The 19,600-nt window shown below is 69.6% G+C and carries 18 protein-coding genes; 7 read left to right on the top strand and 11 right to left on the bottom strand.

The window, feature by feature from the left end; genetic code table 11:
- Positions 1-97 precede the first annotated feature (97 nt).
- From ACN469_RS18320 to ACN469_RS18300, 5 genes are all read left to right on the top strand, one after another.
- Positions 98-1,129 carry a M23 family metallopeptidase gene (locus ACN469_RS18320; protein WP_498769642.1) on the top strand — a complete coding sequence of 344 codons (1,032 nt, stop codon included), beginning with the start codon at positions 98-100 and terminating at the stop codon, positions 1,127-1,129.
- A 110-nt stretch (positions 1,130-1,239) separates the two neighbouring features.
- Positions 1,240-1,668, top strand: a complete 429-nt coding sequence (locus tag ACN469_RS18315) for a hypothetical protein (RefSeq protein ID WP_498769640.1) — start codon at positions 1,240-1,242, stop codon at positions 1,666-1,668.
- 2 nt (positions 1,669-1,670) lie between these two features.
- Positions 1,671-2,795, top strand: coding sequence for an alpha/beta fold hydrolase (locus tag ACN469_RS18310; protein ID WP_498769638.1), 1,125 nt, complete (start codon positions 1,671-1,673; stop codon positions 2,793-2,795).
- Positions 2,795-3,700 carry an alpha/beta fold hydrolase gene (locus tag ACN469_RS18305; protein WP_498769636.1) on the top strand — a complete coding sequence of 302 codons (906 nt, stop codon included), beginning with the start codon at positions 2,795-2,797 and terminating at the stop codon, positions 3,698-3,700. Before ACN469_RS18310 ends, ACN469_RS18305 begins: the two co-directional genes overlap by 1 nt.
- Before the next feature lie 95 nt (positions 3,701-3,795).
- The gene (locus ACN469_RS18300) at positions 3,796-5,109 is read left to right on the top strand and encodes an outer membrane protein assembly factor BamB family protein (RefSeq protein WP_498769634.1); all 1,314 of its coding nucleotides are present in this window, start codon (positions 3,796-3,798) and stop codon (positions 5,107-5,109) included.
- Between the two features lie 6 nt (positions 5,110-5,115).
- Here the strand turns inward: ACN469_RS18300 and ACN469_RS18295 are convergent, their stop codons facing one another.
- The 9 genes from ACN469_RS18295 to ACN469_RS18255 form a co-directional block, all read right to left on the bottom strand.
- Positions 5,116-5,865 (bottom strand): queuosine precursor transporter, encoded by a 750-nt coding sequence (locus ACN469_RS18295; protein WP_498769632.1) that lies wholly within the window; start codon positions 5,863-5,865, stop codon positions 5,116-5,118.
- Positions 5,866-5,954: 89 nt separating this feature from the next.
- The gene (locus tag ACN469_RS18290; RefSeq protein ID WP_498769630.1) at positions 5,955-6,800 is read right to left on the bottom strand and encodes a dihydroneopterin aldolase; all 846 of its coding nucleotides are present in this window, start codon (positions 6,798-6,800) and stop codon (positions 5,955-5,957) included.
- On the bottom strand, positions 6,797-7,522 hold the full coding sequence (locus ACN469_RS18285) for an SDR family oxidoreductase (protein WP_498769628.1): 726 nt from the start codon (positions 7,520-7,522) through the stop codon (positions 6,797-6,799). Before ACN469_RS18285 ends, ACN469_RS18290 begins: the two co-directional genes overlap by 4 nt.
- 122 nt (positions 7,523-7,644) lie before the next feature.
- The gene (locus ACN469_RS18280) at positions 7,645-8,145 is read right to left on the bottom strand and encodes a hypothetical protein (RefSeq protein WP_498769626.1); all 501 of its coding nucleotides are present in this window, start codon (positions 8,143-8,145) and stop codon (positions 7,645-7,647) included.
- 135 nt (positions 8,146-8,280) lie between these two features.
- A complete protein-coding gene (locus ACN469_RS18275; RefSeq protein WP_498769624.1) occupies positions 8,281-9,420 on the bottom strand; it encodes a hypothetical protein in 1,140 nt (379 codons plus the stop codon).
- Positions 9,420-12,419 (bottom strand): IPT/TIG domain-containing protein, encoded by a 3,000-nt coding sequence (locus ACN469_RS18270; RefSeq protein ID WP_498769622.1) that lies wholly within the window; start codon positions 12,417-12,419, stop codon positions 9,420-9,422. Before ACN469_RS18270 ends, ACN469_RS18275 begins: the two co-directional genes overlap by 1 nt.
- A 140-nt stretch (positions 12,420-12,559) precedes the next feature.
- The gene (locus ACN469_RS18265) at positions 12,560-13,309 is read right to left on the bottom strand and encodes a hypothetical protein (RefSeq protein WP_498769620.1); all 750 of its coding nucleotides are present in this window, start codon (positions 13,307-13,309) and stop codon (positions 12,560-12,562) included.
- 710 nt (positions 13,310-14,019) lie between these two features.
- Positions 14,020-15,426, bottom strand: a complete 1,407-nt coding sequence (locus ACN469_RS18260) for a choice-of-anchor D domain-containing protein (protein WP_498769618.1) — start codon at positions 15,424-15,426, stop codon at positions 14,020-14,022.
- Positions 15,427-15,461: 35 nt separating this feature from the next.
- The gene (locus ACN469_RS18255; RefSeq protein WP_498769616.1) at positions 15,462-16,571 is read right to left on the bottom strand and encodes a vWA domain-containing protein; all 1,110 of its coding nucleotides are present in this window, start codon (positions 16,569-16,571) and stop codon (positions 15,462-15,464) included.
- 104 nt (positions 16,572-16,675) lie between these two features.
- On the opposite strand from ACN469_RS18255, the gene ACN469_RS18250 reads away from it, so the two are divergent.
- A complete protein-coding gene (locus ACN469_RS18250; RefSeq protein ID WP_498769800.1) occupies positions 16,676-17,392 on the top strand; it encodes a class I SAM-dependent methyltransferase in 717 nt (238 codons plus the stop codon).
- Here the strand turns inward: ACN469_RS18250 and ACN469_RS18245 are convergent, their stop codons facing one another.
- Both ACN469_RS18245 and ACN469_RS18240 read right to left on the bottom strand, forming a co-directional pair.
- The gene (locus ACN469_RS18245; protein ID WP_498769614.1) at positions 17,393-18,298 is read right to left on the bottom strand and encodes an MBL fold metallo-hydrolase; all 906 of its coding nucleotides are present in this window, start codon (positions 18,296-18,298) and stop codon (positions 17,393-17,395) included. It abuts the gene before it with no gap.
- Between the two features lie 9 nt (positions 18,299-18,307).
- Entirely contained in the window at positions 18,308-18,838 is a 531-nt protein-coding gene (locus ACN469_RS18240) for a GreA/GreB family elongation factor (RefSeq protein WP_498769612.1), read from the bottom strand.
- Between the two features lie 80 nt (positions 18,839-18,918).
- On the opposite strand from ACN469_RS18240, the gene ACN469_RS18235 reads away from it, so the two are divergent.
- Positions 18,919-19,593: a dienelactone hydrolase family protein gene (locus tag ACN469_RS18235; RefSeq protein ID WP_498769610.1), complete on the top strand. Its 675-nt coding sequence runs from the start codon at positions 18,919-18,921 to the stop codon at positions 19,591-19,593.
- Positions 19,594-19,600: the final 7 nt, after the last annotated feature.

The raw sequence follows: 19,600 nt of genomic DNA, 5'->3' as shown, positions 1-19,600 counted from the left end.
TCACAGTCCCTCCCACCCCAACTCCAAGGAAACAGAGGCCTCACGCTCCACGCCGGAGTCCCGGTGGGTCGATGCTCGCGAGGCAGGGGGACGCGCGATGAAGCGCTACGGTACGACCATCTCCATCATCCTCGCGGTCTTCGGCGTGTATGGGCTGGTCATGTTCGGGGTGTCCTTCGCGGGCCTGACGGGAGAGACGCCCATGGTGCTCTCCTCGGTGCTGGGGCTGCTCGTCTGGGCCGCCTTCGTCGCCCTGGTCATCCACGCGCTGCGCTTCTCGCTGCCGGTGGCCAGGGGAGATGGCGACAAGGTCGACGAGAGCCTGCGCTGGTCGTCGAGGACGTTGCTGGCGGCGGCCATCGCCTCGCTCTTCACCGCCGTCGCGCTGGCGCCGGGAGCGTTCGCCGCGTGTGGCCCCACGTTCCTGGCGAACCTCTACCACTGGGGTGGCATCGTCGGCAGCATCGCCGCCTTCGCCTTCTGGTTCGCCTTCCCGCACATCGCTCGCGACATGCTCAAGGAGCGCGCGGCCCAGGTGGAGCTGCACCGGGTGCGCAACATCGTGCTCACGGGCGCCATCGTCTACGGCGTCATCGGGCTGTTCTGGCTCGGAGCGTGGCTGGTGCTGCGCGGCTCCATCGACTCCGGCGAGTATCCGAGTTCATCGAGTTCGCCCTACCGGCTGCCCTACCCCGAGGGAGACCGCTCCTGGGTCATCCAGGGCAACAACTCCCACCTGAACCACAACGACGACGAGGAGTACGCCTGGGACTTCCGTCGGCAGTGCGGCACGCCGGTGCTGGCGGCGCGCGCGGGCACGGTGTCGCGCGTGGTGGATACGAACAGCGGCAACGGCGGCGACAAGCCCAACAACCGCATCGAAGTCGCGCACGGCGACGGCACCGTGGGCCGCTATTTCCACATCTCGAAGGGCACCGCGAAGGTGGGCGTGGGCGACACGGTGAGCCAGGGACAGCAGCTCGCCGAGGTGGGCAACGTGGGCAACAGCCTCACCGGCCACATCCACTTCGACGTGGAGAAGGGCGGCGACAGCATCCCCGTCACCTTCAACAACGTGGACGAGGACAGGGGCATCCCCCGGACCTTCGAGGGCTACGCCTCGAAGTAGCGGGCCCGCCATGACGCGGTGCTTCCCCGGCTGCCCGAAACATGAATCACCATTCACTTTTTGGACAAGGGGCCCTGCGCCCTGGGGCGGCCTGGGTTAACTTCGTGGGCATGAGCGACTCGGACCGCCCGCCTCCGCCCAGGGGACTCCTCGCCCGGGGACTGAAGCTCCTGGGCCACCTCACCCACCCGGAGACTCGAACGGGCCAGGTGTTCACCCGCGCCGAGCAGCGCCTCACCCGCGTCCTCACGCGCGTCTCCGAGAGCCCCACCTATCTGCGCGCCAGCGGCACCGTGCTGCGTCAGGGCCTCAACGCGCGCATCCGGCGCACCAGCTTCGTGGAGAACGCGCTCCACACGCTGCGCCTGCCCACGACGTCCGAGGTGGAGAACCTCCGCGACCAGCTCCGCCGCGTGAATGACCAGGTGGAGGCGCTCGGCTCCCAGCTCGAGGTGGTGGTGGACCTGCTCCATCGCCAGGAGGCCGCCGCCGAGCGCGGCGCTTCCGAGCCCCCTCCCACAGAGAAGCCTGGCGCCTGAACATGACCGCGTCCACGCCCCAGCGGCTCCGCTCCTTCGTCACCGGCCAGTTCGAGCTCACGCGCGCCGTCGCTCACGCGCTCAAGGCCCGCCCCTTCAATCCCTACCCGTACCTCAAGCCCTTCATCGAGCGGGCTTCCGGAGTGCGTGAGCCGCCCATCAGCGCCACGCCCCACACCGTCGTGTACACGCGGGGCAGCATGCGGCTGTTGCGCTACGCCGCGCCCCGTCGGCGCCACCGCACGCCCATCCTGTTCGTCTACTCGCTCATCAATCGCTGGTACATCCTCGACTTCCTGCCGGGTCGCAGCCTCATCGAGCACCTCACGCAGGAGGGCTTCGACGTGTACGCCATCGACTGGGGCGTGCCGGGGCAGGATGAGGAGCGCATCACCTGGTCGGACCTGCTCGGCGGGCTCATCCAGACGGCGGTGCGCTGGACGCTGCGGGTCAGCAAGAGTCGGGACCTCACGCTCTACGGCTACTGCATGGGCGGCACGCTCGCGCTGGCGTACACGTCGCTGTACCCCGAGGGCGTGCGCAACCTCGTCGCGCAGGCCACGCCCGTGGACTTCAGCAAGGGGGGTGTCTACACGCTGTGGACCGCGGCCAACCACTTCGACGTGGACTCGCTCGTGGATGCCTACGGCAACGTGCCCACGCCCGTGCTGGAGAGCGGCTTCCTCATGGTGGCGCCCGTGCAGCGACTCACGCGCTGGCTGGAGGTGTGCCGGCGCATCGACGACCCGGACTTCGTCAGCACGTTCCTCGCGATGGAGCGCTGGGGCTCGGACCCCGTGCCCTTCCCGGGCGAGGTGTATCGCCAGTACATCAAGGACTGCTACCAGCAGAACCTCTTCCACCAGGGCCGCATGAAGGTCGGCGGAGAGAACGTGGACCTGGGCCGCATCCAGGCCTCCGTGCTCAACGTCATCGCGGAGCATGACACCATCGCCTTCCCCGCCATGAGCGAGCCGCTCGTGAAGTTGGTGGGAACGAAGGACGCCGAGACGCGGCGCTATCCGGTGGGCCACATCGGCCTGTCCGCCTCCAGCAAGGGCCCCACCCACGTCTGGCCCTCCATCTCCGAGTGGATTGCCGCGCGCTCACGGAAGCTGGAGCCCTGATGCACTCCGCCTCTGAGTCGACGTCGGGCACGGGAGTGCAGGTCCGCGAGGGCGTGCTTCGGCTGAAGGACGGACGGCGGCTCGCCTATGTGGAGTCAGGAGACCTGGGCGGCGTCCCGGTGTTCTTCGTCCACGGCAACCCGGGCTCGCGCTACATGCGTCATCCGGATGATCGGCTCACGTACGGCCTCGGCGTGCGCCTCATCACCCCGGACCGCCCTGGCTATGGGCTGTCCGACTACCAGTCCGACCGCACGCTGCTGGACTTCCCGGACGACCTGGAGCAGCTCGCCGACGCGCTCAAGATAGGTCGCTTCTCCCTCTTCGGTGTGTCCGCGGGCGGCCCTTATGTCGCGGCCTCCGTGTGGCGACTGGGCGAGCGAATCATCCGCTCCGCCATCGTCTCCGGCGCCTCGCCGCTGAAGCGGCCCGGAGGAATGGAGGGCGTCAATCGCGACTATCGCACCGCCTACGCCATGGCCGCGTGGCCGGAGTGGCTGCTTCATCCGCTGCTGGCGATGCATGACCGACAGGTGCGCGCGAATCCGGAGCGGGCGCTGGCGGCGCTGCTGGCGCATGCGTCGAAGGATGACCGGCTGGTGCTGACGGACCCGCACATCGCCGCGCAGGTGCAGGGCTGGCGACGCGAGGCCACTCGTAGAGGCGTGGCGGGCATGCGCCGCGAGGCCCACATCCTGGCGTCACCGTGGGGCGTCCCGCTGGAGGAGCTCCGCGGCGAGATGGACCTCTGGTACTGGGACGGAGACAGCATCGTCCCGCCGCAGATGGGGCGTTATCTCGCCTCACGAATCCCGCGCACCGTGCCCCACTTCCTCCCGGGGGGCGGACACTTCTCCATCTACTCGCACTGGCGCGATATCCTCGCCCCGCTCGCACTGCGCTGACAACGTTCAGTCCCCGACGCGGGCCTTGCCTCCGCGAGCACCACACCCCAGCTTCGCCTCCGGCCGGAGGGTGAGCTGACTCGCGGAGAATGAACATGGGACGGTGGCGGGCAGGCACTGCGGGGCTGGTGCTGAGCGTGTGGACAGCACTCGGCTGTGGTGGGAGCGGCGCGTCCACCGAGCCCCCGCTCCCCGAGGAAGCAGACCCAGGCTCCACGCCACAACCCCCCAAGCCTCCGACGCTGGAGCCGGGGGATGCGCGGTGGACCGTTCACTCGCCAACGCTGGGACGTCAGGACGCGGTGGCCGTGGCCTCGGACGGCCTGGGTGGCAGCGTGCTGCTGGGTAGCACCGGGGCGACGAGCACACCCGATGCCTCCTCGACGGACGGCGACGCCACCGCGCTCACCCTCACCCACCATGACGGCACAGGACAGGTCCTCTGGACGCACAGCTTCCTGCCCGAGCCCTCCGAAGGAAGAGCGGCCCGCGCCCACGCGCAGTTCCTCGCCGTCTCCTCCGAGGGAGAGCTGTTCATCGCGGGCAAGCTGGAGGGCCGGCTGCGGCTCGGAGAGACGCTCATCACCGACAGCCACTTCGTGGCGAAGCTGGCCTCGGACGGCACGCCTCGGTGGGCGCGCGCGACGGGCACGGTGAAGGCGCTGACACCGGACATCGAAGGCGAGGTGCTGGTGGCGCACGGGCGCCTGGTGACTCGCTACGACACCCGAGGCACGGTGCGCTGGTCCCAGGAGATGCCCGCGCTCGCCTCCGCGTCCGCCGTCGCGCTGGACTCGGATGGCGGCGCGGTGCTGGCGGGACAACGTCCGCTGTCGCCCGTGGAGAGCATCGGGTTCATCGCCCGCCTGTCGCCCGTCGGCGAGGTGTACTGGGAGCTGGACGTGGGGCCGGATGCGCCGTCCTTCACCCAGGTGATTTTCGCGGCCGATGGCGGGCTGCGGCTCGCGGGTGACTTCCGGGGCACGCTCCACTGGGGAGGCACGGTGCTCAAGCCGACCTGTGCCACGGAGAGCTGCTCGCGCGCGACCTTCGTGCTCGCGGCGGATGCCGCCGGACGTCCGCTGTGGGGACACGCGCTGGCCAGTCCCTCTACGGGCGAGCCCCAGGGCGCGCGGCTGGCGGCGGATGCGGACGGCGGCGCGGCGGTGCTCTGGCGGCACGGCTGCGGCTCGGAGCTGGCGCGACTGTCACCCCGGGGCGAGCTGTCGTGGCAGACGCCCTACGTCACCCAGCCCTGCGACGAGAGCCTCCGCTTGAGAGACGTCACCTTCCTGTCGGGAGGAGACCTGCTGGGCACGGGGGTGTTCTCCGGCACGCGCGCGCTGGGCGGCGAGGAGCCCTTCACCTCCGACGACTCGGACGTCTTCCTTCAGCGCCTGGTGCCGTGAGGCCGCTCAGGCGGCGCGCGACTCGGCAGGAACACCGACGTCCGTCGTGGGCTCGGGGAGCGGCTCACCGTCCGCGCCCAGCACCACGGGCTTGATGCCCAGCTTGCGCTCCACCAGCGCGTGGCCCAGGTAGATGAAGGGCGTCAGGCCCACCGCGACGAGCAGCTTCACCACGTACGACGTGGCGATGATGTTGAAGATGACCGCGGTGGGCAGCACGCCCGTCCACGCGACGAACTGCACCACCGTGGTGTCGATGAGCTGGGAGACCAGCGTGGAGCCCGTCGCGCGCAGCCACAGCATCTTGTTGTTCGTGACGCGCTTGAGCAGGTTGAAGATGGAGATGTCGCAGAACTGGCCCACCAGATAGGCAATCATCGACGCCAGCAGGATGCGCTGCGAGCCACTGAAGACGTTGTTGAACGAGCCCTCCACCGTCCCCGAGAAGTCCGGCGCGCGCGTCAGCGGAGCGAAGGGCACCTCCACGGCAATCGCAATCACCGTGAAGGCGAAGATGGCCATGCTGAAGCCCACCCACGTGACGAAGCGGGCGGCCTTCTTGCCGTAGAACTCGTTGAGGATGTCGGTGAGCAGGAACGTCACCGGGAACGGCAGCATGCCAATGGACATGACCGCCACCACGAAGCCCAGGTTGACCTCGAACAGCTTCACGCCGATGAGGTCTCCCACCACCAGCGACGTGACGAACACCGTCGCCAGCACCACGAAGAGCTGCATCCGCCTGTCGAGGTTCATGCCGTCTTCTCCCCTGGGCTCCGAGGTCGCGTCATACCGTGCCTCGCGGCCTCGGAAACAGCCCCCCCCACTGGGAGTATGCGTCAGGCTCAGGGCTGCTTGTCGGCGGACAGGCCGGGCGCGGCGGGCTCGTCATGGGGGTAATAGGACGTGCCGGTGATGGACAGGAGCGCGGACGCGGGGGCACGCGGCTCCACCGCCTCCGGCTCCGGCTTCAGGTAGCGGGGCCGATACACACTCAGCACCGTCTGCTCCTGCTCGGTGGGGTTGTCGTAGCGACGCGGAAAGCCCCGGGGCCAGTGGAAGGCCATGCCCCGCTCGACGGGCTGGCCCTGCGCCAACAGGCCCGGCCCGAGCACCAGCTCGCTCTCCTCCATGCCCGGATTCGAGCTGGCGGGAACGGTGCCCCCCGGCTTCACGCGCAGCCGATACACGCCGTACCCCGCGCCCTCGTGGATGATGTCCATGCGGCCGAAGGAGCGCTCCTCCGACGCGTAGCCCATCTCCTCCGCCGTGCGATGCACCTGGAGCGAGGGCACCGCGAGCCCGCCCAGCGCCTGGGGCTTGATGACGCGCACGGTGGCCGCGTGCACCTGCGCGCGCGGCACATCCACGGTGGGCGGGACGAGCAGGTAGCGACTCACGGCCTCGACAGCGGACTCCAGCAGCTCGAAGCGACACGCCTCCAACAGGAAGCGCAGCTCTCCGGCCAGTCGCCCGTAGTTCACCGTGTGCGCCAGCCTGCCGCCCGTCGCCGCGTTGCGCGTGTCCAGGAAGAGGGCCACGTCCAGCCGCAGCGGCTGCGCGGAGACCCGCTCGCGGTTGTACACGCCCACGATGCAGTCCACCGTGAGCCCTCGCAGCTCGATGACGTCCAGCGGACGGCCCTTGCTGTCATTGACGACGGGGGGATGGAAAGCCAGCTCCGCGCTCATAGTCTCGCGCTCCTGCCGCCATCGACGGCGATGACCTGTCCGGTGACATAGGGCGCTTCGCGCGCGAGGAAGACGACGGCGCGCGCCACGTCCTCCACGCTGCCCTCGCGCCCCATGGGGATGTGTCGCAGCACCTGCTCACGCGCGGCGGCGTCGAAGCTCTCCGGGAACGCGGCCACCCCGGGCGATACGGCATTGACGCGCACGTGCGGCGCCAGCTCCACCGCCAGCGCGCGCGTCAGCATCAACAGGCCCGCCTTGCTCACCGAGTAGTGCGCGAAGTGGCTCTCCGGCCGCTCGCCGGCGATGTCTCCCACGTGCACCACCAGCGGGTCCTGGCCGGCGCGCAGCGCGGGCAACAGCGCCTGGGTGAGGAAGAAGGGCGCGTCCAGGTTGACGGCGAGCATGGTGCGGTATTGCTCGCGAGAGATGTCCGCGAAGTCCACCCGCTCGTAGAGGCCCGCGTTGTGGACCACCACGTCCAGCGCGGGCCACGCCTCGCGCACGCTCGCGGCCAGGGCGTCGACGGCGGCGGGCTGGCTCAGGTCGGCGGCATGGAGGGTGACGCGGCGGCCCTCGGCCCGAAGCTCGTCGGCCAGCGAGGCCAGCGCGTCCATGGAGCGGTGGGCATGCAGCGCCAGGTCATAACCCGCGCGCGCCAGGGCCCGCGCTACCGCACGGCCGACGCGGATGCCTGCTCCGGTGATGAAGGCGGTACCCATGTGCGCGCACTGACTAACAGGCCGCACGCGGAAAGGCACCGGGGACCTGAAACACGAAGGGCGATGCTGGATACCCCCGTATCCGGCACCGCCCCTCGACCCCCAGTCTTCGTCAGCGAGCGCTACCGGTGGTAGCTGGCCGCGTGCACGCGGTTGGAGCTCCAGCCGCCGTTGCCGCGATCGTAAGAGACCCAGACCCACTCGGTGGACTGCTCGTAGCGGCCTTCCACCCAGCGGTTCTCATAGAAGCCACCCGAGCAACGGGAGACGCGGTGATGACGACCACGACGCTCCTGGCACACCTCGGGCACCCACACCTGCTCGTAGCGGCCCTCGACCCAGCGGCTCACCGTCTGCATCTCGTAGCGGCCCTGAGCACGGGAAGGAGGACGGGGCGCCGGCGCGTGGTTGCAGCCGTGGGTGTGGACATGCGCCTCGTAGCGGTCCGGGCGGTGGCCGCGGTTGTTGTCGCGGTTGTTGTCCCGGTCATGGTTCCGGTCATCGCCGCGGCGGGCCTGCTGAGTCGCCCAGTCGCGAACGCTGCCGTCCGCCGCCAGTGCCGTCGAGGAACCAAGAAACAGGGTGCCGAGAGCCAGGGTGGTGAGAGCAGTCTTGAAAGCCATGGTGTCCGTCCTCCGTCGTGTTGCAACTACTGACGGGGCACCCTCCAGAACATTCACCGCCGGGCACTCGCCCCTTCCTCGCGGACCTTCGGCGACGATGTAGGCAGGGCGAAAACCCCCTGGAAAAGCAGGGGCTTACCGGGTGACGCGGGGGGCAACCTCCGCGCAGGTGAGGCCCTCCTCGGGTGCGCAGTTGCGCCCCACGAGACAGCCGCCCGCGCCTTCATGGTCCACGCAGCGGATGGGCCGACAGTCCGCGTCACCGACACACGCGCGACGACTCACCGTGCACGTGCCCTGGCTGCAGGCGTCCTGCACGCAGTCGGTGTCCTGCTGGCACGAGCAGAAGCCCTCCACATCACCTTCCGCGATGGAGCAACGTCCCGCGCACGCGCCCTCGGGCTGTCCGTCCTGCTTCACGCAGCGCCCACCGCGTCCGCAGTGCGAGTCCTCGCGGCACGGCAGAGAAGGCGACGGCGCGCACTCCGCATCCGAGCGACAGCGCGCACGACTGGCGACCACCACCACGTCCGAGCACTGATAGCCATGGGGACAGCCCTGTCCCTCCGCGCAATCCGCGCCGCAGAAGGCACTCCCGGGGCTCGCCGTCTCGCGCAGGCAGAAGTTCGCGCCGCGCCCACAGACCTGGAGACCACCGCCGTAGGTGCAGCTCGCGCAGTAGGGACGTCGCACCGGGTCGAAGTCGCTGATGCACGTCCCCGCGCCCTCGCCCGCCGTCGCGCCGCAGGACTCACCGAAGGCGCAGTCACTCGTGTCCGCGCAGAAGCTCGCGTCGCAGACGCCCAGGGCACAGGCGGCGCGCCCTTCTGGCGTGGTGGCGTCGCAGAGACACGGCGCATCGCCGCAGCGGCAGGCCGTGCCCGCGCAGTCTCCGGACGTCCGACAACCCGCCACGCACGTGGTCCTCGCGGTGTCGCAGACCTCGCCCAGCGGGCAATGCAGGTCCGTGGCGCAGCGTCCTCGCGTCAGGCAGGTGCCCGTGCTGGTGTCGCAGAAGAGCGAGTCCTCTCCACAGTCCGCGTTCGACTCGCAGCCCGCGCGGTCCTGGCAGAAGCCTGCTTCGTTGCACAGCTCTCCCGGGGCACAGGCCCCATCCGTGCGGCACCGACAGGCCGAGGTCTGCGTGTCACACCGGTACGCTTCCGACGGAGTGCCGCAGTCCGCGTCCACGCGACAGCCCTCACCCTCCACGGGAGCGTCACCGCGACAGGCGACGAGCAGGAGCAACACGGCGAAGTGGGACCAGCGGCGCATCACGGGTCGAAGACCTCCGAGCGCCCCAGGACGTACGCCGTCCAGGTCGCGGTGGACAGCGTGTCGTAGGTCCACTGGGAATACTCGAAGCGGGGGACTCGCGCGAGGGAGAGGTCCGCGCGAAGTCGTGCGCCTTCGGGCAGCTCCGCGCGCAGCGCCTGCGATGCGGCCTCCGGGAGCGTCACCCGTGTCTGTCCTCCTGGAAGCACGGCGGTCCAGCGGATGCCGCCTGTCGTGCCGGGTGCCATCAGCGTGAGGACCTGCACGTCCGGCGTGGCTCCGGAGGAGGACGGAGTCCAGGCCACGGCTCCCGTGAAGCGGGCGTCTCTCACGGGCTCGGTGAAGACAGGGAGCGGGAGTATCGGCGGGAGCGTCACGCCCGCCTCCAGGGCTCCTGGGTGACGGTGATACAGCAGGCTCTGGGGATAGGCCGTGGTGCCCCGGAGCAGGTCGAGGAAGAGCAGGCTCGCTCCGTCCACGCGAGGAAGCTGAGGGAACGTGAGCAGCGGACCTGGACCTTCGACGGAGGAGAAGAAGCGCGAGCCCGTGCCCCAGTTGTGCGGATGCGGCACCAGCCCCTCCGCGCCCAGGTCCAGCCACGCGTAGACCTGATGCAGGGCTTCCTCGCCCGCGATGATGACGGGACCCGCCACGGAGAGAGGCGCGGCGACGTCGAGATGCACGTCGAACACCACGTCTTGTCCCTCGGAGACCCGCGTGCCCGACGCCGCGATGCCACGACGCACGCCGAGCAGGTACGGCTCGAAGTCGACCTCGTCCTTCAACACGCCGAGCACCGCGTACACCGCCCGCAAGCCGGGCTGCGCCTGTACGACGAACGCGCCACCCTCTTCGCGAATCCTCCAGGTCTCCGCGCGGCGATCTCCTGGCCCCGCGAACGGAGGACCCGACGCGGGGCTCGGCTGTGCCACGAAGACACGCGCCTCCAGCACCTCGCCAGACTGGAGCGGCCTGGGCGGCTTGAAGCCTCGCACCCGGCCCATGATTCGAGCACTCGCGGGCACGGGTGGATTGCCCGGGTTGCCCTCACTGTCGAGACGGCGCAGGTACACCGTCAGGTTCTCCGAGCGGATGCCAGCCACCGTCACCACGTCGTGGCCCGGCTTGAAGACGGTGGCCACCTGCGCGCCCACCATCCGGGAGTCCGACAACGTGAGCTGACCGCGTGCGTCCGTCTCGCCCTGCAAGAGCGGTGTCGAGTCCGTGCCGAGCAGGACCTTCGCTCCCGCGACGGGCTGGCCATAGGCCCCCGAGGACGTGTCGAGCACCGTGACGTTCAGCGTGCCCGTGAGCAGCGCACCCGAGAGACCTCCGGGACCTCGCGGGTCGAAGTACGTGAAGGACTCGGAGAGCGCGGAGCGCACGGCACCCTTGATGACGGCCACCTCCACGGGCCCCTGGCTTCGCGACGCGGGCGTTCGACACGTGAGGGTATGGGTGTCCACCACGTGCACGTCGCTCGCGGGCTCGCCGCCAAAGGTGACTTGAACGCCGTCGACGAAGCCGGCGCCTCTCACCGTCACTCGCGAGCCTCCCGCGATGGCTCCACGCGCGGGCTCTACCTGGGCGAGCATGAGCGCGGGTTCGTACGTGAAGGCATTCGGGAGCACTGCTTCGTTCTCCGGGTCGCTCGCGGAGGAGACATGGAGCGCGTGTGCTCCCGCGCCACCTGGGGGCGTGGCGAAGCGGAGCTCCGTCGTGCCTTGCACCGTCGCGGTTGGAGCCTGGAGCGCGCCGACTCGCACCACGGCATCCGGAGGCAATGCGTCTCCTTCCAGGAGCACCTGGGTTCCACCTCCCGAGGTCCCCGCTCCAGGTGTCACTCGCGTGAGCGCGAGGCGATACGTGTAGCCCCCCGGGAGGTGAGAGTTCAGCGAAGACGCGCGGACCGTGACGGGGACCGTGCGCTGAGACGCGCCTCGCGGGGGAACACGGACCGTGAGCGTGGTTCGGGTCACCGAGACAATCTGGGCGGGTGTTTCATCGAAGGTCACTGAGATGTCCGGAACGTCGAACGCCAGTCCCGTCAGCGTCACCGTGCCGTCCTCTCGCGTCCCCACGTGAGGAAAGACGCCCAGCACACCGAACAAGGTGCCGTGCGGACTGTCCGCGTAGGTGAACCCCTGGCGCACCGTCCAGGAGCCGCGTGGAGTGACGATGCGCACGGGGACTGCTTCCATGTCCATGTGCCGCGGCGAAGTCACCACGACGCGCGTCGGTGACTCCACCTCGAAAGAGGCAACGGGCGTCTCTCCGAAGAAGACCTCCGTCGTGCCCTCGAAGCCCTGCCCCGTTAGGACGACAGAGGTGCCTCCCAACATCGTCCCCGTGAGCGGTTCGATTTGGGTGACGCGGGTGTCCTCGACGTAGCGATACGCGCGTCGCAGCACGTCTCCCACGCCATGCCCCTGCACCCGCACGTCGACGAGGCCGACCGTGGAGCTTCGCGGGACGACAACTCGAAGCTCCGAGGAGGAGACACGCGTGACGGAGGGACTCTCCGTGCCACCGAAGAGGACCTGGAGCCCCGGACCGGAGGGGAAGCCCGCGCCCACCAGCGTCACGGTGTCGCCGCCCGACTGTGCTCCTGCCTCCGGAGAGACGGCGCGAAAGTCGAAGACGTCGAAGTACGTGAAGCACGCCGTGCAGACCGTCGTCCCGTTCGGGTTCTTCACCGAGAGGTCCGCCGTGCCCTCGGCCCCTGGAGGCGTGCGCAGGGCGAGCGTGGTGTCGTCGATGAGCTGGAAGTCTCGAGCCGCGCGCGAGCCGACCCGCACCTCCGTGCGCAGCGCGGCCTCCGAGGGCGTCGAGGCCACGCCTTCCACGAAGCCACGACCCTTCAACGTCACCCAGGTGCCGCCGCCACTCTCGCCTCGCGTGGGCAGTGCGGAGTGAATGACGGGCGCGGCCGAGGTGCCAGCGTCGGTCCGCGGCCCCGCATCCGTGCTGCCTGCGTCCTCCGCACCCGCATCACGCACACCCGCATCCGGCAGGTCACCGGGTGGTCGGGACGAACCTCCGCAGGCCGCGAGACCAAGAGCCAACAGACACAGACCCAGCACGAGCCCACGTCGAGGTTGCTCAAGGTGATTCGAGCCATCGGGCCAGGCGGAACTCCTCATGGGAGCCACGCCACCTGGAGCGTGTAGCCGTTCGTCGTGCGTGCATCGTCACCCACGACTCTCGCGGTGAGCCGCTGGCCCGCCACGGTCGATGCTGGAAGCGACACCGTCGCGCCCTCCGCGTCGTGCGAACAACCCAGCTCCGCGCCTCCGCTCTCTCCCAACAGGCACAGCCGTAGCAAACCTCGCTCCGCCACATAGCCGGACAGCGACACCTTCACTCCGTGGGACGAAGGCACCGTGAACCGAACGTGGTCCTGCTCTCCCGGGCAGAGCATCCCCTCCAACGACAACTCCTCCGGCAGCACCGTGGCCGTGTCGACGGTGTCGTTGGGCTCGTGGACATCGTCATCGCAGGGCGTGCCTCTCGCGAGGAAGAAGCCCACGTCGTAGGCGCGTGGCAGCTCGTCGCGCGAGGCGATGCGCACGGTATAGACGCCTCGCTCCGCCACGACGTGCGACATGCGGAAGCGTCCCGTCGCGAGCACCCGTCCCCTCGCGTCCTGGAGGGCCGTGGAGAACACCGGCTCCGCGAACACCTCTGCTTCCACATTCACGCCGAGCTGGTCCCCTCGCTCCAGGGTGAGCGCGTAGTGGTCCACATCGTCCGGGCACAGCGTCAGCTTCACATAGCGGCTCGCGCTCACGGGGAACGCCGTGGACACCGTGTCGTTGGGCTCCAGCGCATCCGGCTGACACGCCCTGGGACCACAGGTTCCCGTGCCAAGGTCACAGCGTTGGTCCATCGCGCAGTCATCATCCGAGCCACACGGCGGCGGACTCGGCAGGCACGCCCCGCTCGCCAGATGGCACACCCGAGGTACCTCACAGTCCCGGTCCGAGTAGCAACGCGGCGTCGACGAACACCGTCCCGCCGCGTCACACACGAAGCCCACCGCGCAGTCCGTGTCCTCTTCACACTGGACGCAGAGACCGTCCGCGCAGTGCTCACCCGCTCCGCATGATGTGGCCTCGGGGCAACGGGTCACGCACGCATGCAGCCCAGGGTTGCAGCGCTCACCAACACCACAGTCCGTATCCTCGACACACCCCAGGTCCTCCTCGCAGACGAACGTGGACCCATTGCATCGCTGCCCGGTGGGACACGCGTCTCGTGCTCCCGAGGGACAGAGCACCACCTCCGTCCTCGCGAGACAGAGCCCCTGTCTGCACCACTGCCCGAGCGCGCACTCCGCGTTCGTCGCGCAGTCCGTACCGAAGCCGTCACGAAGGACACAGGCCCGTGCCTCGACGTCACAGCGCTCTTTGAGCCGACACTGACCGCTCGACACACAGGCGTCGCAGACACCTGCGAGCGTACAGACCTGTCCTCCCTCGCACTCCTCGCGCCGTGCGCAGGACGTCGGGCTCGGTCCGGCATCTGGGACAGGCGGCAGCGTCTCCTTGGAGCAGGCGAGCACGCAGCACATCACCGCGAGGGGCCACCACCGCATCGTCACGGGACCTCCGTGACCACACCCGAGGGCCACTGCACGTCCGCCACCGTCCACACCTCGCCCTGACTCGCCAGGGTGCGACGGAACTCGCCCTTCAGGACGCCCCGGTCATACACACGCACCGTCGCCTCGCTGCGCGGGTCCACCGCTCCATTCGCGCGCGCCAGCACCACCGCCACACGGTACGTCCCCGCCACCGGGCTCTCGTAGCCGAACACCTCCGGGCCGTAGCCCGTCAGCCTGTCCCTCAGCAACTCCGGGTCGTCCACGAGGCCGGGCACGCCCCAGTCCGGACGCGGATTCGCGTAGTGACAGTCGTCCACGGAGCCCAACACCGCGTCCACGCCGCGTGACACGTGCAGGTCCAGGTCCGTCTCCGCGTGGTTCCACGACACGTCCACCAACAACCGCTGCGCGGGCACGGCGAGGACCCTCATGCTCGCGGGACGCGGACTTCGCGCCCCCGCCGCATCCGTCACCGCCAGCGCCACCTCGTACGCACCCGGCACCACGGGGTCCAATCGCAGCACCGTGCGCGCCGCAGCCGGGTCCACCACATGGGCTCGCGCGCCCACCGGTCGCTCCCGCAACACCCACTCATACGTGAGCAGCCCGTCCCCATCCGCGTCCGTCGAGCCCGTGCCATCCAGCACCACCTCGGCGCCCGGGACGCTGTCCCCCACCGGACTCACCACCGGCACCGGAGCCAGGTTCACGCCCCCGTGCAGTGACACGCGTGCCTCTCGCTGGCCTGGGTCCGTGGTCCGTAGCAGGAGCCCTCCGCTCACCGCTTCCGCCACCGCACCCAAAGGCACCGCGTAGCGCACCGACAGCTCCACCTCCGTGGACACGTCCAGCACCGCCGGGGTCTTCGTGGAGCCCACGAGCTGGAAGGCCGACTCGCCGGCAAGCGTGAGCGACTCCAGCACCAGCGGCGCGTTGCCCCGCGAGCGCACCTTGAACGAGCGCACCACGGCGTCACCTTCCGCGACGCGCCCGAAGTCGAGCCGCTCCGTGTCCAGCTCCAGCATCGCCGCCGTGCGTCCCTCGCCTCGCAGGACTACATCGAGGGACGGACGACTCGGGTCATCCGTGTGCAGCTCCAGGGTCGCCGTGTACGGAGACTCGCGCGGCGGGACGAAGGCCAACAGCACGGGAGCCTCCGCCTGTGCGGGGACCTCCTCCGGCGCGGAGACGATTCGGAACGGACTGTCCTCCTCTCGTACAGAGACGCCCACCACGCGCAGCGGCGCTCGCCCCACGTTCACCAGGGGCAGGGACACCGCGCGCTCGTTCAAGGCGGGCACTTCTCCGAAGTCGAGCGTGGGCGCGGGCGCCACCCAGCGAGGCACCACCGACAGCGAAGGCGCGTCCCTTCCACAGCCTCCCGCCAACAAGCAGCCCACGACGAGCCACCCTCTTCCGCGAGCCGCCCCCGTCCTCACGACGCGTCCTCCTCCACGTACTCCAGCTCCACCCGAGACCCGAGCCCCGGCACCGAGTCCCCCGCGAAGAACACGGTCCTCCGCTCGGGCTGGTACACCCATCCGTCCACGGCTCCGGTCCTGGGCGTGCAAACGGCCTCCAGCGCCTCCACTGCCTGGCCCGCGCAGCGCTCACGGTCCACGGAGGCACAGGCACTCAACGCGGCCTCCGTCACCCCACAGGGGTACCGCACGCGGACCCGTAGGGAGTCCACGCGAGGGGCTCGCTCCAGCGCGAACGTGCGCCGCAAGCCCACCGCGCTCGTCGCCAGCGCGCGCAGCGCTCGCGCGAAGTCCTGGTCACAGATGCTGCCCAGCTCCCCACCCATCAGCGTCACCAGCTCCGCGTAGCGGCTCCCCGGCTCCGCGCCACAGCCATTCGCGGGCACGTCCCCGATGATGGCCGAGGCCACCACCGTCCCGTCATTCCCCAGCCCCTTCGCCTGCTCGAACGCGCGCCAGTACATGCGCACATCATGCGGCGAGCGGTCGTCCTCATCCGTCACGAAGGCCAGGTAGAGCCACGCCTCCGGACGCAGGAAGTCCACGGCGTGCTCCGTCGCGCAACCCTCGCGACAGGTCGGCGTGGAGCAGCGCGACACACAGGCCGCGCGCGCCTCCAGCGCCGGTGCGTTCTCTCGGGAGACCTGCTCCAGCACCAGGTTCGCGGCCTCCAGACCCGCCTCGTAGGCGCTGCCCTGCGTACCCACTCGCACGCTGTTCGCGAAGGCCTGCTCCAGCTCCGGCGTGTCCGGCCTCAGGACGCGCGGCGTCCCCACCAGCGCTCCCGGCCGCGTGAAGACATCCGTCGTCGCCACGCCCATCCGGTAGTCGACGCGCCCCTCGCGAAACAGCGAGATGAAGGCCTGGAAGTTGCGCGCGAGCAGCTCCTGACGCGGCGCCATGGACGCCGAATCGTCCACCACCCACAGCACATCCACCGCCGGGGCCGAACGCTGTGCATACGTGTCGACGTGAAAGCCCGAGGGAAGCGAAGGCACGAGCCGCTCGTCACGACAGGCAATGAATTGGAGCGCCAGGAAGGCGACGACGGCTGCACGGCGCATGGACGGGGAGCCTAGCAGGCCGTGCCCGAGAAGCGTTGATGGCACACATGAGCCACGAGAAGCGGTCCTCGCGGGCCTCCGGGTGCGGTACACCCAGCGACACCATGTTCCACCGCCAAGGGCCCACCCTCCTCGAGCTGGCCGAGCAGGCCATGACCTCCGTCGAACACGGCTACGACTTGCTGGCCCCCAAGTTCGACTACACGCCCTTCCGCACGCCAGACCCAGTGGTCCGGGCCGCCATCGACGCCCTCGGCCCACCTGGCTCCGTCGACACCGCCCTGGACGTGTGCTGCGGCACTGGCGCGGCCATGCGCCTTTTGCGGCCCCTCGCCCGAGAGTGCGTCGTCGGCGTCGACATGAGCCAGGGCATGCTCGAGGAAGCCGACCGTCGCCTCTCCGGCGCCCCCGGCACCGCCGCCTTCCAGTTCGTCCGGGGCGACGCGCTGGCGATGACCTTCGACGCGGAGTTCGACGTCGTCACCTGCTTCGGCGCCTTCGGCCACATCCTCGAAGAGGACGAGTCCCGGCTGGTGCAAGGCATCCATCGCGCCCTGCGTCCCGGGGGCCGGTTCCTCTTCGTCACCGGCCATCCGCCGTCGCGGCTGCGTCCCGGCTACTGGGTGGCCAAGGGCTTCAACGCCGCCATGCGCGTGCGCAACGCGCTCTGGAAGCCGCCCTTCGTCATGTACTACCTGACGTTCCTGGTGCCTCGCGCGCGGGCCTTGCTGGAGGCCCAGGGGTTCACCGTCGAGGTCCGCGACGGCATCCTCCCCGAGCCCTTCACGCCGCTGGCCACCGTCATCGCGACGAAGCGCTGACTACTTCGTGTCCGCCGCCTTCGCCGCGCCCTTCTCCAGGCCCTGGAACACCGTCTCCAGCCACACGTCCGTCTTGATGTAGCCCGTGCCGAAGGGCTTGAGGTGCTCGGGCAGGCTCTCTTCCTTCACCTGCTCCAGCGTCTTGCCGGCCTCCTTCTTCGTGCGCACCAGGGACACCGACTCGCGCAGCGCCGCCACGAAGCGCTCCAGGCCCGCCTTGTCCGTCAGCGGCCCGTGGCCCGGGATGATCTTCACGTCCGCCGGGAGCGTCTGGAGCAGCTTCTCCACGTTGCGCACGTAACCTTCCACCGAGCCGCCGCTGCTCACGTCGATGAACGGGAAGGCGTCCACGAAGAACTGGTCGCCCGTGTGCACCACTTTGGAGCCCGTGAAGTGCACCAGCGTGTCGCCATCCGTGTGGCCCGCGGGCAGGTGCGTGAGGCGAATCTCCTCACCGTTGAAGTACAGCGACATGCCCGTGTCGTAGGTGATGACCGGCAGCGCTTCCTTCTTCGCCGGAGGGACGACACCGCGGCTCCCCCTGTCCTGCCCGACCACCAGTCGCGTGCGCACCTCGCGATGCGCCACGATGCGACCCTCGCGGCCGAACACGGCGTTGCCTCCCGTATGGTCGCCGTGCCAGTGCGTATTCAGCACATAGACAATCTTCGCCTTGCTCAGCTTGTCCAACGCCTTGTGAATCTTGGGCGCCAGGGGCTCGAACTGGTCATCGACGATGAGCAGCCCATCCGGCCCCACCGAGACGCCGATGTTGCCGCCCGCGCCCACGAGCATGTGCACGTTGCCCGCGACGGGACTGCTCGTCACCGGCACCTTCTCCAAATCCTTGAACTGCGCCAGGGCCAGCGAGGGAACCGCGACCAGGACCGCCAGGAGGCTTCGCATGTCGGGGACTCACGGAGACAGGGGTGTCGGAAACGAAGGTGCACCATAGTCCACGGCGACCACCGTGTACTCCACCGCCCCTCGGGGTCGCTCCACCTGCACGGACTCCCCCACTTCCTTGCCCAGCAGCGCCCGAGCCAGCGGCGACTCCACGCTGAGCCTCCCCGCCTTCACGTCCGCTTCATCCAGGCCGACGATGCGGTAGCGCACCCGCTCGCCCTCTTCGTCCTCCAGCTCCACCCACGCGCCGAAGAAGACACGCCCCGCTTGCGCCGCGTCAGGCTCCACCACCCGCACCTCCTCCAGCGTCGCCGCGAGGTGCCGCGCCCGTCTCTCGCGCTCCTGACGCCGCACCCCGGCCTCCAGCGGCGTCAGCCCTTGCGCGCCGGAGTCGGGCCCCTGCGTGGACGCCAGCTCCTCCTGAAGCGCGCGGTACCCCTCCGGTGTGATGTAGCGCTTGTCTCCCGAAGCGGACCTCGGGCGCGGCGGTACCAGCGCCTCGTCCCCACCCGAGTCTTCCTTCGTGAACGCCTTCGACATTCCCGCCTCCACGAGTCGAGGCACTTCGAGGCCCCGAGATTAAGCTACGCCGCTTCTCCCATCACTCAAGGGGTGCGCGCATGGCAGGGCAGGCAAGGCTGACTGGCAAGCAGGGCCAGGAACTGGCGGGCCATCTGAGTGAGGCCCCTGCCCCGGGAACCAAAGGCGCGGTGGTCCTCATCCACGAGTGGTGGGGCCTCGACGCTCACATCCAGGGCATCGCAGACCGGCTCGCGCAGGAGGGCTTCACCGTGTTCGCGGTGGACCTCTACCACGGCCGCACGACGAAGGACGCGGCGGAGGCGGACAAGCTGCTGGCGCAACTGGACTGGGGACAAGCCAGCGTGGAGCTGCGCGCCGCCACGGACGCGCTGCGCGAGCGCGGTGGAGCGGGCACCAAGGTCGCCATCCTCGGCTTCTGCATGGGAGGCGCGCTGACGCTGCTGGCGGGAGTCAATGACCCGGGGCTCGACGCCGTGGTCCCCTTCTACGGGATTCCTCCGGACGCCGTGGACGTCACGCGCATCCGCGCGCCGGTGCTGGGCCACTTCGCGAAGGACGACGACTGGTGCACCCCCGACCGCGTGGACGCACTGGAGCAGAAGCTGAAGGCCGCTCACGTGCCCGCGGAGCTTCACCGCTACGACGCCAGCCACGCGTTCTTCAACGACACGCGACCGGAGGTCTACTCGCCCGACAATGCGCGCCTGGCGTGGAAGCGCACCGTGGACTTCCTCCACGCGAAGCTCGGCTGAGCCTCGC

Origin of the sequence: Corallococcus terminator (assembly GCF_049194865.1) — a bacterium.
In the GTDB taxonomy this organism is placed as follows: domain Bacteria; phylum Myxococcota; class Myxococcia; order Myxococcales; family Myxococcaceae; genus Myxococcus; species Myxococcus terminator_A.
This window is presented reverse-complemented; position numbering and strand designations above follow the sequence as displayed.